The following is a 14282-nucleotide window of genomic DNA, read 5'->3' on the forward strand; positions in this document are numbered from 1 at the left end:
TGGGGGCGGGCTTGCTCGCGAATTTCAGCTACGCCACAGATTCGGGATCAGAACCACTCATCCTGCATGCCCAGACACACATCATCCCGAGCTTCAAGAATCGCCAGCTCGTGGTGGCAACCCGGCACTTCCCACGTCAGGAAGTAGCGCGCCGCCTGCAACTTGCCTTTATAGAAGCTTACGTCCGCCCCATTGCCCTTGGCCAGGCCTTCCTCGGCGCGAATCGCCTGTTCCAGCCAGCGCCAGCCAATGACGGTGTGCCCGAACACCTTCAGGTACAGCGCCGAGTTCGCCAGGCTGCTGTTGACCTTGCCCTGGGCCAGGTCGGTCAGCAGGCCGATGGTTACGGTTTGCAGGCGCGCCACCAGTTTCTCCAGCGGTTCGCGCAGTGGCGTCAGCGACTCGAATGCCTGGGCGCGTTCGGCGGTGGCGGCGATCAGGCGGATCAGTTGCTTGAGCCCCGCGCCACCGTTCTGCGCCAGTTTGCGCCCCAGCAGGTCCAGCGACTGAATGCCGTGGGTGCCTTCGTGGATAGGGTTCAGGCGGTTGTCGCGGTAGTACTGCTCCACCGGGTATTCGCGGGTGTAGCCGTGGCCGCCGAGGATCTGGATCGCCAGTTCGTTGGCTTTCAGGCAGAACTCCGACGGCCAGGATTTGACGATCGGCGTCAGCAAATCCAGCAGTTCATGGGCCTGTTTGCGTTCGGCTTCGGTCGCAAGCGTCGTGGTGTCATCGAACAGCCGCGCAGCGTAAAGACCGAGGTCGAATGAGCCTTCGACATAGGCTTTTTGCGTCAGCAGCATGCGTTTGACGTCGGCGTGCTGAATGATCGCCACCGGCGCAGTGTTCGGGTCCTTGCTGTCGGGCACGCGCCCCTGCGGACGCTCGCGGGCATATTCCAGCGAGTACAGATAGCCGGCGTAACCAAGCATCACCGCGCCCATGCCGACGCCGATGCGCGCCTCGTTCATCATCTGGAACATGTAGCTCAAGCCGTGGTGTGGCTTGCCCACCAGATAGCCGACGCACTCGCCGTTATCGCCGAAATTCAGCGCGGTGGACGTGGTGCCACGCCAGCCCATCTTGTGGAATAGGCCGGCCAGCAGCACGTCATTGCGCTTGCCCAGGCTGCCGTCGTCGTTGACCAGGAACTTGGGCACGATGAACAGTGAAATGCCCTTCACCCCGGCCGGTGCGTCCGGCAGCTTGGCCAGGACCATGTGCACGATGTTTTCCGACAGCGGATGATCGCCGCCGGAGATGAAGATCTTGTTGCCCTTGAGGCGATAAGTGCCGTCAGACGCCGGCTCTGCGCGGGTACGAATATCCGACAGCGACGAGCCCGCGTGCGGTTCGGTCAGGGCCATGGTGCCGAAGAAACGGCCATCGATCATCGGTTGCAGGAAGCGGCGTTTCTGTTCATCGGTGCCGAAGCTTTCGATCAGGTTCGCCGCGCCCATGGTCAGGAACGGATAGGACGTCGATGCGGCGTTGGCCGATTGAAAGTGGGCAAAGCAGGCCTGGGACAGCAGTGTAGGAAGCTGCATGCCGCCGGCGTCGAAACTGCGCGCGGCATTGAGGAAGCCGGCTTCGAGGAAGGCATCCACCGCCGGTTTCACTTCCGGAATCAGAATCGCCTGACCGTTTTCATAGCGCGGTTCGTTCTCGTCGCCCTTGCGGTTGTGCGGGGCGAAGAACTTCTCGGCGATGCTGCGGGCGGTACTGATGGCCGCATCGAAGGTTTCGCGGTTGTGTTCGGCGAAACGCTCACGCTGGGTCAGGCCCTCGGCATCAAGGACTTCATACAGCTCGAAAGCCAGATTACGGGAACTGAGCAACGTCTCGGACATGGCGGCCTACCTTTTATTGGAATGGGCCGAGTCTAGGCGGGGGAATAAAGGCTGAACAGGATGATTGATGATCGTGATAGTGGACCAGAGCGACGACTTGGCAGGCACCACAAAACAAATGTGGGAGCGGTGGTGCGGCAATCCGACTTGCTCGCGAAGGCGGTATGTCAGTCAACATAAATGCTGAATGTGACGGCCTCTTCGCGAGCAAGCCCGCTCCCACAGGGATTTGATTGCCAGGCAGCTATCGCGGCTGCCTGGTTTATCGGTTTTAGCCGATCGTCATCAAGCTGGCATTACCACCCGCCGCAGCGGTGTTGACGCTCAGCGCACGCTCGATCACCAGGCGTTCCAGCGCAATGTTGGTTTCGCCTTGCGACAGGCCCTGCACGCCAACGATCGCACCGGCACGCTTGGCAACCTGCTGGCACACCGCACGCAACTGGTCGGAATGGCCGTGATGCACAACCGCATCAAAAACCACTTCGTCCTTGTTCCAGTCGGAAACCAGCTTGATGCGCGCCTGAATGTCCTTCGGCAGGCGTGCGAACAGCGCCTTGCTCAGGTCAGTTTCCGGCCATACCGCCGAGCCGCCAACCGCCAGTACTGCCGCCAGTTGCGTCAGCAGATCGCCTTCGACTTCCGTCAGGCACAGCACGTGTTCCCGTGGCAGGATCGCGTAGCTGTTGCGTTCGCCGGTCGGGCCAGCCAGAACGCGGGTGATGCCGCTTTGCGATTGTGCGGCGAACTGCACGCACAGGGTGCTCAGGTCGGCGAACTTGTTGCTGTCGGCCCAGGCTTTCAGGGCAGTCAACGGCTTGCTCATGGCGTCGCGCAGACGAACGTCCGGTGCTGCGGCAGCATCGCCGCGAGCGAAGGATTGCTCGATTGCATCCGCAGGGCGCGTCGACAGCAGGCGGTACAGGTACAGCGGGCCACCGGCTTTCGGGCCGGTCCCCGACAGGCCTTCGCCGCCAAATGGCTGCACGCCGACCACGGCACCGACGATGTTGCGGTTGACGTAGACGTTACCGGCGTTGACGGTGTCGATCACCTTGGCGATGGTTTCGTCGATGCGGGTGTGCACGCCCAGGGTCAGGCCGTAGCCGGAAGCGTTGATCTGGCCGATCAGTTGATCGATGTCTTTGCGCTTGTAACGAACCACGTGCAGCACCGGGCCGAAGATCTCCCGCTGCAACTCGTCGAAGCTTTCCAGTTCGATCAGCGTCGGCATCACGAAGGTGCCGCGTTTGACTTCTTCGGCATCGGCGATGGCCACCTGGTATACGCTGCGACCTTTGTCACGCATGGCCTGGATGTGTTTCTCGATGCCGGCTTTCGCTTCAGCGTCGATCACCGGACCGATGTCCACGGACAGGCGCTCCGGGTTGCCGAGGCGGCTTTCGGCCATGGCGCCCTTGAGCATTTCGATGACGCGGTCGGCGGAATCTTCCTGCAGGCACAAGACGCGTAGGGCCGAGCAACGTTGGCCGGCGCTGTCGAACGCCGAGGACACCACGTCGATCACCACCTGTTCGGTCAGTGCCGAAGAGTCGACGATCATCGCGTTCTGGCCGCCGGTTTCGGCGATCAGCGGGATTGGACGCCCCTGGCTGTCGAGGCGGCCGGCGATGTTGCGTTGCAGCAAGCGCGCGACTTCGGTGGAACCGGTGAACATCACGCCTTTGACACGTTCGTCGCCGACCAGGCCGGCACCGACGGTTTCGCCACGGCCCGGCAGCAGTTGCAGCACGCCTTGCGGAATCCCGGCTTCGAGCAGCAGGCGCACGGCTTGAGCGGCCACCAGCGGCGTTTGTTCCGCAGGCTTGGCCAATACCGGGTTACCGGCAGCCAGTGCGGCAGCCACCTGGCCACTGAAGATCGCCAGCGGGAAGTTCCATGGGCTGATGCACACCACCGGGCCCAGCGGGCGGTGGGCGTCATTGGTGAAATCGTTGCGTGCCTGCACCGCGTAGTAACGCAGGAAGTCCACGGCCTCGCGCACTTCAGCGATGGCGTTGGCGAAGGTCTTGCCGGCTTCGCGAGCCAGCAGGCCCATCAGCGGCTGGATCTCGGCTTCCATCAGGTCGGCGGCACGTTCCAGGATCGCGGCGCGCTCGGCCGGCGGCGTGGCCTGCCAGATCGGTGCAGCGTTCAGGGCGCACTGGATTGCGTTGTCGACGTCTTCGACGGTGGCTTCCTGTACATGGCCGACCACGTCACGCAGGTCGGACGGGTTCAGCACTGGCGCCGGGGCTTCGTTGCTGGACGCGCAGCCGAGGATCGGCGCGGCTTTCCAGTGGTTGTGTGCGGTAGCGAGAAGGGCGCAGGACAGGGATGCCAGACGATGTTCGTTGGCCATGTCGATGCCGCTGGAGTTGGCGCGCTCGGAGCCATACAGGTCACGCGGCAGCGGAATGCGCGGGTGCGGCAGGCCGAAACCACCTTCCACGGTCGCCATCTGTTCGATGCTCGCCACCGGGTCGGCCACCAGTTCCTGAATCGAAATCGACTGGTCGGCGATACGGTTGACGAACGAGGTGTTCGCGCCGTTTTCCAGCAGGCGACGCACCAGGTAGGCGAGCAGGGTTTCGTGGGTGCCGACTGGTGCGTACACGCGGCACGGACGGTTCAGCTTGCCTTCGGAAACCTTGCCTACAACTTGTTCGTACAGTGGTTCACCCATGCCGTGCAGGCACTGGAACTCGTACTGGCCCGGGTAATAGTTCTGACCGGCGATGTGATAAATGGCCGACAGGGTGTGGGCGTTGTGCGTGGCGAACTGCGGGTAGATGACTTCCGGCACCGACAGCAGCTTGCGGGCGCAAGCGATGTAGGAAACGTCGGTGTACACCTTGCGGGTGTAGACCGGGTAGCCTTCCAGGCCTTCGATCTGGGCGCGCTTGATTTCGCTGTCCCAGTACGCGCCTTTCACCAGGCGGATCATCAGGCGATGACGGCTGCGGCGAGCCAGGTCGATTACGTAGTCGATCACGTACGGGCAACGCTTCTGGTAAGCCTGGATCACGAAACCGATGCCGTTCCAGCCGGTCAGTTGCGGCTCGAAGCACAGGCGCTCCAGCAGATCCAGCGACAGCTCGAGGCGGTCGGCTTCTTCGGCGTCGATGTTCAGGCCGATGTCGTATTGCTTGGCCAGCAGGGTCAGCGACAGCAGGCGCGGGTACAGCTCATCCATCACGCGCTCGTACTGGGCACGGCTGTAGCGTGGGTGCAGGGCGGACAGCTTGATCGAAATGCCCGGGCCTTCATAAATCCCGCGACCGTGGGAAGCCTTGCCGATCGAGTGGATGGCTTGTTCGTACGAGGCCAGGTACTTCTGCGCGTCGTGCTCGGTGAGTGCGGCTTCACCCAGCATGTCGTAGGAATAGCGGAAGCCCTTGGCTTCGAACTTGCTGGCGTTGGCCAAGGCTTCGGCGATGGTTTCGCCGGTCACGAACTGCTCGCCCATCAGGCGCATGGCCATGTCGACGCCCTTGCGGATCATCGGCTCGCCGCTCTTGCCGATGATGCGGCTCAGGGACGAGGTCAGGCCTGCCTCATTGTGCGTAGACACAAGCTTGCCGGTAAGCAGCAGGCCCCACGTGGCAGCGTTGACGAACAGCGACGGGCTGTTGCCCAGGTGCGGCTGCCAGTTGCCGGTGCTGATCTTGTCGCGGATCAGCGCGTCGCGGGTGCCTTTGTCCGGGATGCGCAGCAGCGCTTCGGCCAGGCACATCAGTGCCACGCCTTCCTGGGACGACAGGGAGAACTCCTGCAGCAAGCCCTGAACGATGCCGGCACGACCGCCAGCGCTCTTCTGGTTACGCAGTTTTTCGGCAATCGAAGCGGCGAGCTTGTTGGTGGCTTCAGCCATAGGGGCCGGCAGGCGCGCCTGCTCGATCAGCATCGGCACCACTTCCGGTTCCGGGCGACGGTAGGCGGCGGTGATCGAAGCGCGCAGCACCGATTGCGGCAGGATGCTTTCGGCGAATTCGAGGAAGCACTGGTGGGCGTGATCCAGAGGCGCGTCGACGCTGTCGTCGGAATCCTTGGTCAAACCGCTCAGCTCGGTCAGGGTTGCACCACCCTCGAGTTTTTCCAGGTAATTGAAGATTGCCTGCTTGATCAGCCAGTGCGGCGTGCGATCAATCGAAGTCGCGGCGGCCTTGAGGCGTTCGCGGGTCGGGTCGTCGAGTTTGACCCCAAGGGTGGTGGTAGCCATGTTTTTATCCTCATGTTTGCCACGACTGCGTGGCATCAGCTGGCGGCAAGATTAGCCGTGCAACTGTTGAGGTGCAACCGGGTGCAACCCTTTTTTTGCAGGAAAAATCGGCGCCTCGTCGGGAATTAAATTCTGGTACGGGCGTGCTGCTCCTGCTTGGTGCTTTTGCTTCTAGCAAAACGTCTTGACTACGCTAAAAGGGAGCAAAAAAACATTTGGATACGGGTAAAGCACGTAGGTGCAACTGATTCTCGAAAAATGGGTTGCACCTTATTTGCTTTGTTGCATAGCATTCGCGCCCCAAGGTGCAACCCGTCGAAAAGGCAGGTGTGCCGGCTGATGGCTTTCCTGGGGAAACATCAGTCATAAATGCGCGGCGTCCCGAATCGTCTGTCAAACGTCAGCGTTTGCGGGCGGTTCAACAGCTGCTGCTACATAAAAACAAAGCCAGGGCGTCACTTAATGAGCGTAACGAATCCAACCCTGATCACATTCGTGATCTACATCGCGGCAATGGTGCTGATCGGTTTCATGGCCTATCGCTCCACCAATAACCTTTCCGACTACATTCTTGGCGGTCGTAGCCTGGGCAGCGTCGTTACCGCGCTGTCTGCCGGTGCGTCCGACATGAGCGGCTGGTTGTTGATGGGCCTGCCGGGCGCTATCTACATGTCCGGTCTTTCCGAAAGCTGGATCGCCATCGGCCTGATCGTCGGCGCCTACCTGAACTGGCTGTTCGTCGCCGGCCGTCTGCGCGTGCAGACCGAGCACAACGGTGACGCCCTGACGCTGCCGGATTACTTCGCCAGCCGTTTCGAAGACAAAAGCGGCCTGCTGCGGATCATCTCCGCCGTCGTGATCCTGGTGTTCTTCACCATCTACTGCGCCTCCGGCATCGTGGCCGGTGCCCGTCTGTTCGAAAGCACCTTCGGCATGTCCTACGAGACAGCACTGTGGGCCGGTGCTGCGGCGACGATTGCCTACACCTTCGTCGGCGGTTTCCTGGCCGTGAGCTGGACTGACACCGTACAAGCCACCCTGATGATTTTCGCCCTGATCCTGACGCCAATCATCGTGCTGCTGGCCACCGGCGGTGTCGATACCACGTTCCTGGCGATCGAAGCGCAAGATCCGGCCAACTTCGACATGCTCAAAGGCACCACCTTCATCGGCATCATCTCGCTGATGGGCTGGGGTCTGGGCTACTTCGGCCAACCGCACATCCTGGCGCGTTTCATGGCGGCGGATTCGGTCAAATCGATTGCCAATGCCCGTCGCATCTCCATGACCTGGATGATCCTGTGCCTGGGCGGCACCGTCGCTGTAGGTTTCTTCGGTATCGCCTACTTCTCGGCCAACCCGGCCGTGGCCATGCCAGTGAGCGAGAACCACGAACGCGTGTTCATCGAACTGGCGAAGATCCTGTTCAACCCATGGATTGCCGGTGTCCTGCTGTCGGCCATCCTGGCTGCCGTCATGAGCACCCTGAGCTGCCAACTGCTGGTGTGCTCGAGCGCACTGACCGAAGACTTCTACAAAACCTTCCTGCGTAAATCGGCTTCCCAACTGGAACTGGTCTGGGTCGGTCGCGCCATGGTGCTGCTGGTTGCCCTGATCGCCATCGCGCTGGCCGCCAACCCGGAAAACCGCGTACTGGGTCTGGTCAGCTACGCCTGGGCCGGTTTCGGTGCTGCATTCGGTCCGGTGGTACTGATCTCCGTGATCTGGAAAGACATGACCCGCAACGGCGCACTGGCCGGCATCCTGGTCGGCGCGATCACTGTGATCGTGTGGAAACACTTCGAACTGCTGGGCCTGTACGAAATCATCCCTGGTTTCATCTTCGCCAGCCTGGCGATCTACCTCGTCAGCAAGATGGGCTCGCCGACTGCCGGTATGTTCCAGCGTTTTGCTGCGGCTGAGGCTGATTATCGCTTGAACAAGTAGCCGGGATTAGCGCATGCGCTGACCCGATGACTTGAAAAAATGGCCCGCTTCCTCTTGGACGCGGGCCATTTTTTTGCGTTTTCACTGCCGTGTTCCCCCAGGGTCATCCGCTCAGCCACCAACCCCTGACTTGCCGGCCGGTAAAAGGTAAACTTCCCGGCCTTCGCAGGAGCAGCCATGAATTATCGTCACGCCTTCCATGCCGGCAATCACGCCGATGTGTTCAAACACCTGACCTTGACCCGCCTCATCGCCCTGATGTCGCGCAAGGAGCAGCCGTTTGCCTATCTCGACACCCACGCCGGCATCGGTCTGTATGACCTTCAGGGTGACCAGGCCAGCCGTACCGGCGAGTACCTGGAAGGCATTGCGCGTTTGTGGGATCAGCCGGATCTGCCGATCCTGACCGCTGATTACATGCAGGTGCTGCACGAGATGAACCCGGACGGCCAGTTGCGCTATTACCCGGGCTCGCCGGAACTGGCGCGGCGTCTGACCCGCCCTCAGGACCGTGTGTTGCTCAACGAGAAGCACCCGGAAGACGGCGTGTTGCTCAAGGACAACATGGCCGGTGATCGTCGGGTCAAGGTTCACTTGGGCGAGGGCTGGCATGTGTCGCGGGCCTTGCTGCCGGTGCCGGAGAAGCGTGCGGTGATGTTGATCGATCCGCCGTTCGAGAAGCTCGATGAGATGCAGCGTTGTGCCGCGTCGTTGAAGGAAGCGATTGGTCGGATGCGCCAGACCGTGGCGGCGATCTGGTACCCGGTGAAGGATCAGCGCGCGCTGCGTCGCTTCTACCAGGACCTGGCCGGCACCGGTGCGCCGAAGTTGTTGCGGGTGGAGTTGTTGGTGCACCCGTTGGATACGCCGAACAGCCTGAACGGTTCCGGCCTGGCGATTGCCAATCCGCCGTGGGGGCTGGAGGAAGAGTTGCGTGAGCTGCTGCCGTGGTTGTCCGAGAAGCTCGGGCAGACCCAGGGTGGGTGGCGGATGGATTGGTTGATTGCTGAGAGTTGATTTGTGCATCTATGGCGTCCGATTGGACGCCATCACTGTGTAGGAGCGAGCTTGCTCGCGAAGGTCGTGAACGTTAACGCGTAAAGCCGGATGCCCAGCGGCGTCCTTTGGTTTTTCGCGAGCGAGCTCGCTCCTACAGTCAGTTGTCAGATCGGGCAGGTCACGCCTGTGCCGCCGATCCCGCAATACCCTTCCGGATTTTTGGCCAGATACTGCTGGTGATATGCCTCGGCAAAATAAACGGTCGGGGCCTGTTCGATTTCGGTGCTGATTTCACCGAGGCCGGCCTTGGACAGTTCGGCCTGGTACGCTGCTTTGCTCTTGAGCGCGGCTTCCAGTTGTTCAGGCGAAGTGGCGTAGATCACCGAGCGGTACTGGGTGCCGATGTCGTTGCCCTGGCGCATGCCCTGAGTCGGGTTGTGCAGTTCCCAGAACATCGCCAGCAGCTCCTGGTAGCTGACTTTCGCTTTGTCGTACACCACCAGCACCACTTCGGCATGGCCGGTCAGGCCGGAGCAGACTTCTTCGTAGGTCGGGTTCGGCGTGAAGCCGCCGGCGTAACCCACCACCGTGCTGACCACGCCTTCGCGCTGCCAGAAGCGGCGTTCCGCCCCCCAGAAACAGCCCAGGCCGAAGATCGCGAAGTCGACATCTTCGAAGAACGGGCCGAGCAAGGGGGTGTCTTTAAACACAAAGTGCTTTTCAGGCAGGGTCATCGCGGTTTCGCGGCCGGGCAGAGCTTGTTCTTTAGTAGGGAGCACGTTTTTGTTCACCAGAATTTCCGAGCGCAGAACCATGACCAGTCCTCTCAGTCAGGATAATTAGACAGACAAACAGTTTGCCCGAGAGTTGGATCGCTGTCAGGCGATTGGGCCACGCGGGTAGCGCTTGAGCTTTTCGATCAGCTCGTTGCCCGGGATCGGACGGTCGAACAGGTAGCCCTGGCCGACGTCGCAGCGGTGACGGCGCAGGAACGACAACTGCTCGGCAGTTTCGATGCCCTCAGCCACAACCTTGAGTTTCAGGTTATGGGCCATGGCGATCACTGCGGAGGTGATTTCCATGTCGTCCTGGTTGTCCGGGATTTCGTGGATGAAGCTTCGATCGATCTTAATGATGTCGATGGGGAATTTTTTCAAGTAACTGAGCGACGAGTAGCCGGTGCCGAAGTCGTCCATGGCCAAGGTCATGCCCAGACGCTTGAGCTGGTCGAGCTGCAAGTGGGTGTCTTCGGTGGCTTCCAGCAGCAGGCCTTCGGTCAGCTCCAGCTCCAGCAAATGAGCGGGCAGGTCTTCTTCCTTGAGAATGCTGGCGATGGAGGCCACCAGGTCCGGATCCGAGAACTGCTTGGGCGACAGGTTGATCGCCACCTGAAGGTTGCCCAGGCCGGCGGCGGTCAGCGCCTTGCTCATGCGGCAGGCCTGGCGGGCGATCCATTTGCCGATCGGAATAATCAGCCCGGTTTCTTCGGCGACGCTGATGAACTGATCCGGGCGGATCATGCCCTTTTCCGGATGATCCCAGCGCAGCAGTGCTTCCATCCCCAGCAGGCGCCCGCTGCGCAGGCACAGCTTGGGCTGGTAGAACACATCGAGTTCGTTCTGGGTCAGGGCGCGGCGCAGGTTGTTTTCGACGAACAGCTTGTAGCTGGCCTCGGCGTTCAGCGCTTCGGTGAACACTTGCACCTGGTGTTTGCCATTGGCCTTGGCCTTGTGCAGGGCCAGCCCGGCGTTGCGCATCAGGGTTTGCGGGTCGCGCCCATGCAGCGGCGCGCAGGCCAGGCCCACGGAGCCGGTGACGCTGATCAACTGGTTGTCGACGAACATCGGTTTGTCGAGGGTCGCCAGCAACTGGTTGGCCACTTGCTGACCCTCCGTGAGGTCGCTGTTGTCCAGCAACACGGCGAATTCGTTACTGGCGAAGCGTGCCAGGCTACCGCTCGGGATCAAGCTGTTGCGCAGGCGCCGGGCCAGGCTGATGAGCAGTTTGTCGCCGGTCTGGTGGCCGAGGCTGTCGTTGATCCGCTTGAAGTTGTCGATGTCCACCAGCAACAGGCTGATCGGTGCGTCGCTGTCCCGGGCGAAGCGTTCGTCGAGGTTGCGGATGAACGCCGGGCGATTGCCGAGATTGGTCAGGTTGTCGGTGTAGGCCAGGCGCTCGATGCGTTGCTGGGCCAGTTTGGTCTGGGTGATGTCTTCGTAAATGCCGATGTAATGGGTCAGCTCGCGGTTGTCGCCGTAAACCTTGGAGATCGACAACTGGCCCCAGTAGGGTTCGAGGTTTTTGCGCCGGCTCTTGAATTCGCCCTGCCAACTGTTGCTCTTGGCCAGCGCCGAAGGTGCGTCGAACAGCAGTTCGCTGAGGTTCTCCAGGGCTGGCAGTTCCGACAGGCGCTGACCGTGCACTTCTTCGGTGGAGTACTGGGTGATTGCGGTGAAGCTCGGGTTGACGTATTCCACCACGCCATCGCAATTCACCAGCAAAAAGGCGTTGGCACTTTGTTCGACCGCACGCTGAAACAGGTGCAGGGCGCTGGTGGCGGTGCGCCGGTTGTGGTTGCTGATGACCTGGGCAAACTGGTCCGCCAGTTCGCCGGCAAAAGCGATTTCGTCCGACTGCCAGGCACGGGTCGCACCGGTTTGCTCCAGGCACAAAACGCCGACCACCTGGCCATCGACGCGGATACTGGCGTCAAGCATTGCGTTGACGTCGCACGGGCGCAGGCTTTCGGCCATCTCCCGGGTGCGCGGGTCGCGCATGGCGTTATGGGCGTCGATGGCGCGACCGGTGTGCAAGGCGTCGAGGTAATCGGGGAAAACGCTGACGTCGATCGGCTGCGGCAGCAGGTATTCCTGACTCGTGCGGTGATAGGCCGAGATCGGCACCAGCATCGAGCCTTCGAGGTGCCACAGGCTGGCGCAGTCGATTTCGTAAATGTCGCAGGCGCTGCGGGTGATCAGCTCGGCGGCTTCGCGCAAGGAGTCGTTGCTGCTGTAGCGTTGGCGGGTGAGCAGCAGGATCAGGTCCTGCTGGGCACGCACCCGGTCCAGATGCAGCAGTTGCTCCTGCTGGGCGCGCTGATTGAGTTCCAGGGCGATTTGCAGGCGCGAGTTCTGGGTTTCCAGATCCAGGGCCGGTTGCAGCGGGTCATCCTCGAACAGGCCGTCAATGACCAGCAGATAGCCGCGCAACAGGTGGCGATTGTGTTGTTTGTAGGCTTCGCCCAGTTCCAGCAGATTCAGGGAGCCCGAGGCGGTGTGCAGGGTGTAGCGGACCAGGTAATGCGTGCTTTCGGTCAGTTGTTGCTGGACCGCGTCGTGCAGTTGATAACGCGCTTCCGGCTCCATCAGGCTGGCGTAGGGCGAGCCCACCAGCGCGCACAGCTCCACGGCTGGCATGCCGAACTGGCGTTCGCAATTGGGATCGAGAAACAGCAGCGCCCAGCTGGGTTCATTAAGCCGTTCGAAACGCAGCATGCCGAGCCGCGAGGGCACAGGCAACTGCGTCACTACCTCGGCCACCATACGGCTGGCGGCATCGGGTTGGCTTTTCATATGGAGGGAAACTCGCTTCGAATATGCTGAACGCGCTGGGCTCTCGCCCTCTTTACTGTTGCCTGCGGCAAGGTTGCATCATTGCGGCACCGACTGACAAGAGAGATGAAGGCCAAGTGCTATAAGAATATGTCGGCAGAACAGGCGATTTCTGCAGGCCGAATTGCAAAATTGCGATTTTGCCAGTGAAAAGCCTGTTCTGCTGACGGCCGAGGCGGCGTCAGGCCAAGGGAATATTGACCGCTTCCAGGAGCGCCCCTTTTTTGTTGAAGAAGCTCACCGAGACGTTGTTTTCGTCGACGGTGACGCGGGCAAAATTATCAGTACTGATTATTTTTGTGCAGCTAAGGGTGTGCGCAAACGTTGCGTCATCGATGGTGCTGAGCGTTTGGTCCAGCATAAATGCCTCAGCGGTTGGCGGGCCGTAGATTGGAATACAGTTCAATGGCGAGGAGACAATGGTATGGACAGCGAAGTCTTGGTCTTTCGAGTGCGTAAGCTTGCTTGTCATCGAGGCATGAACATCTCCAGCGATAAAAAACACATTTTTGACTTTATTCAAACGGATGCTTTCAAGAATTCGGTTGCGTTGCTCGGTGAAAGATTTCCACGAGTCCCCACCATCTTCTTTCAAGTCCGGGTAAAACATGACACTGGTGACGACAAATTTCACTTTCGCCACGCTGGAGGCCAACCATTCGAGCAGTGCCGTTTCTTGCTCGACATCGAGTATCCTTCGATCCTCGGGTGCCAGGTTGCGTTGCGTGCGGGTATCCAGAACAAACCATTCCACGGCGCCATGGGAGAACTTGTACCAATAATGATCGGGACGTTTGGCCAAGGTTCCATCGGCTGACAGTGTATGCGCAGGACTATGGCTGGACTGGTATATCTCATAAGCGTGCATTGCATTATTAAAAAGAGCGAGATCTGCGTCAGATTTATTGGCAGGCCAGTTATCTTCTATCTCGTGGTCATCCAAAATCATATAGGTAGGCGTTTTTGCCATGAGCTTTCGAATATTTTTTTCGGAGAAGGAACCTCTGTATTTAATTAGGAAATCATTAAGCGACGTATCTGGCACTACCCTGTTCATATCGTCGGCATAGATTTGATCGCCCACCATTACAAGTGCGTCGGTTTTGATTTTTTGCCTGACCATTGCTTTAAAGATAGTGGAGTTATTAGCCGTATGTAGAGGAAAGCCGCCAGTAAAATTCAGGTATCTGCATGAGCCTATGAGGTAGCTGCGCGATGAATCATTTTTGCCATTCTGGGTCTGGAGTTTGAATTTTTTCTTAGGCCAGATGAACGAATCGGTAAGGTCGGGATCGGCCAGAAACTCTTTGCTTGCGTTACACCAGCCCATCTGAAAGGTATATATTGTATCGGCGCTTAGCCCTGACAGATGGATTACAGCGGTATTGTCCCTGTCTCTGAGTATCGTTTCGGTGCGCACTTTCCATAATGTGTTGTTGTTTTCCCGAAAGCGGATTGCAGCTATTCTGACGCTCTTGTCTTTCGCGAGTTGATTTCCACCTCGCAGAAAAATTCTCGCCTCGTGTGGCGTGACGTGTCCAAGAATAGGGCCTACGGTAGGCTTTTGTAATTGCATAATGTTTTCCATCCATTGGTTTTTATCCTGGACAGGTTAGGGCGGGTGTAGCCAGTCTGTGCGATACATATTTATCG

General features: G+C 59.8%; 7 protein-coding genes. 2 read left to right on the plus strand and 5 right to left on the minus strand.

Going from position 1 to position 14282, the window contains the following annotated elements:
• Positions 1-47: 47 nt before the first annotated feature.
• Together ACCD00_RS07215 and putA are read right to left on the minus strand one after the other, a co-directional pair.
• On the minus strand, positions 48-1850 hold the full coding sequence (locus tag ACCD00_RS07215; RefSeq protein ID WP_413423185.1) for an acyl-CoA dehydrogenase: 1803 nt from the start codon (positions 1848-1850) through the stop codon (positions 48-50).
• Between the two features lie 271 nt (positions 1851-2121).
• Positions 2122-6072, minus strand: coding sequence for a trifunctional transcriptional regulator/proline dehydrogenase/L-glutamate gamma-semialdehyde dehydrogenase (gene putA / locus ACCD00_RS07220; protein ID WP_413423187.1), 3951 nt, complete (start codon positions 6070-6072; stop codon positions 2122-2124).
• 462 nt (positions 6073-6534) lie between these two features.
• On the opposite strand from putA, the gene putP reads away from it, so the two are divergent.
• Both putP and ACCD00_RS07230 read left to right on the plus strand, forming a co-directional pair.
• Positions 6535-8019, plus strand: a complete 1485-nt coding sequence (gene putP / locus ACCD00_RS07225; protein WP_413423189.1) for a sodium/proline symporter PutP — start codon at positions 6535-6537, stop codon at positions 8017-8019.
• 177 nt (positions 8020-8196) lie between these two features.
• On the plus strand, positions 8197-9036 hold the full coding sequence (locus ACCD00_RS07230) for a 23S rRNA (adenine(2030)-N(6))-methyltransferase RlmJ (protein ID WP_015093178.1): 840 nt from the start codon (positions 8197-8199) through the stop codon (positions 9034-9036).
• 146 nt (positions 9037-9182) lie between these two features.
• Here ACCD00_RS07230 and msrA read toward each other — a convergent pair whose 3' ends face one another.
• The 3 genes from msrA to ACCD00_RS07245 all read right to left on the minus strand — a co-directional run bounded on the left by msrA (position 9183) and on the right by ACCD00_RS07245 (position 14205).
• On the minus strand, positions 9183-9833 hold the full coding sequence (gene msrA / locus ACCD00_RS07235) for a peptide-methionine (S)-S-oxide reductase MsrA (protein ID WP_413423191.1): 651 nt from the start codon (positions 9831-9833) through the stop codon (positions 9183-9185).
• A gap of 63 nt (positions 9834-9896) precedes the next feature.
• Complete coding sequence (locus tag ACCD00_RS07240; protein WP_413423193.1) at positions 9897-12590, minus strand: putative bifunctional diguanylate cyclase/phosphodiesterase; 2694 nt, start codon at positions 12588-12590, stop codon at positions 9897-9899.
• A 220-nt stretch (positions 12591-12810) separates the two neighbouring features.
• Complete coding sequence (locus ACCD00_RS07245; RefSeq protein ID WP_413423195.1) at positions 12811-14205, minus strand: alkaline phosphatase D family protein; 1395 nt, start codon at positions 14203-14205, stop codon at positions 12811-12813.
• Between the last annotated feature and the right edge of the window lie 77 nt (positions 14206-14282).

Source organism: Pseudomonas sp. Pseusp3, assembly GCF_047304225.1.
In the GTDB taxonomy this organism is placed as follows: domain Bacteria; phylum Pseudomonadota; class Gammaproteobacteria; order Pseudomonadales; family Pseudomonadaceae; genus Aquipseudomonas; species Aquipseudomonas fluorescens_CD.

Excerpts from the sequence above, each read along its gene's own strand:
- ACCD00_RS07215 (WP_413423185.1), bottom strand. The coding sequence starts at position 1,850 with ATGTCCGAGACGTTGCTCAGTTCCCGTAATCTGGCTTTCGAGCTGTAT.
- putA (WP_413423187.1), bottom strand. The coding sequence starts at position 6,072 with ATGGCTACCACCACCCTTGGGGTCAAACTCGACGACCCGACCCGCGAA.
- putP (WP_413423189.1), top strand. The coding sequence starts at position 6,535 with ATGAGCGTAACGAATCCAACCCTGATCACATTCGTGATCTACATCGCG.
- ACCD00_RS07230 (WP_015093178.1), top strand. The coding sequence starts at position 8,197 with ATGAATTATCGTCACGCCTTCCATGCCGGCAATCACGCCGATGTGTTC.
- msrA (WP_413423191.1), bottom strand. The coding sequence starts at position 9,833 with ATGGTTCTGCGCTCGGAAATTCTGGTGAACAAAAACGTGCTCCCTACT.
- ACCD00_RS07240 (WP_413423193.1), bottom strand. The coding sequence starts at position 12,590 with ATGAAAAGCCAACCCGATGCCGCCAGCCGTATGGTGGCCGAGGTAGTG.
- ACCD00_RS07245 (WP_413423195.1), bottom strand. The coding sequence starts at position 14,205 with ATGCAATTACAAAAGCCTACCGTAGGCCCTATTCTTGGACACGTCACG.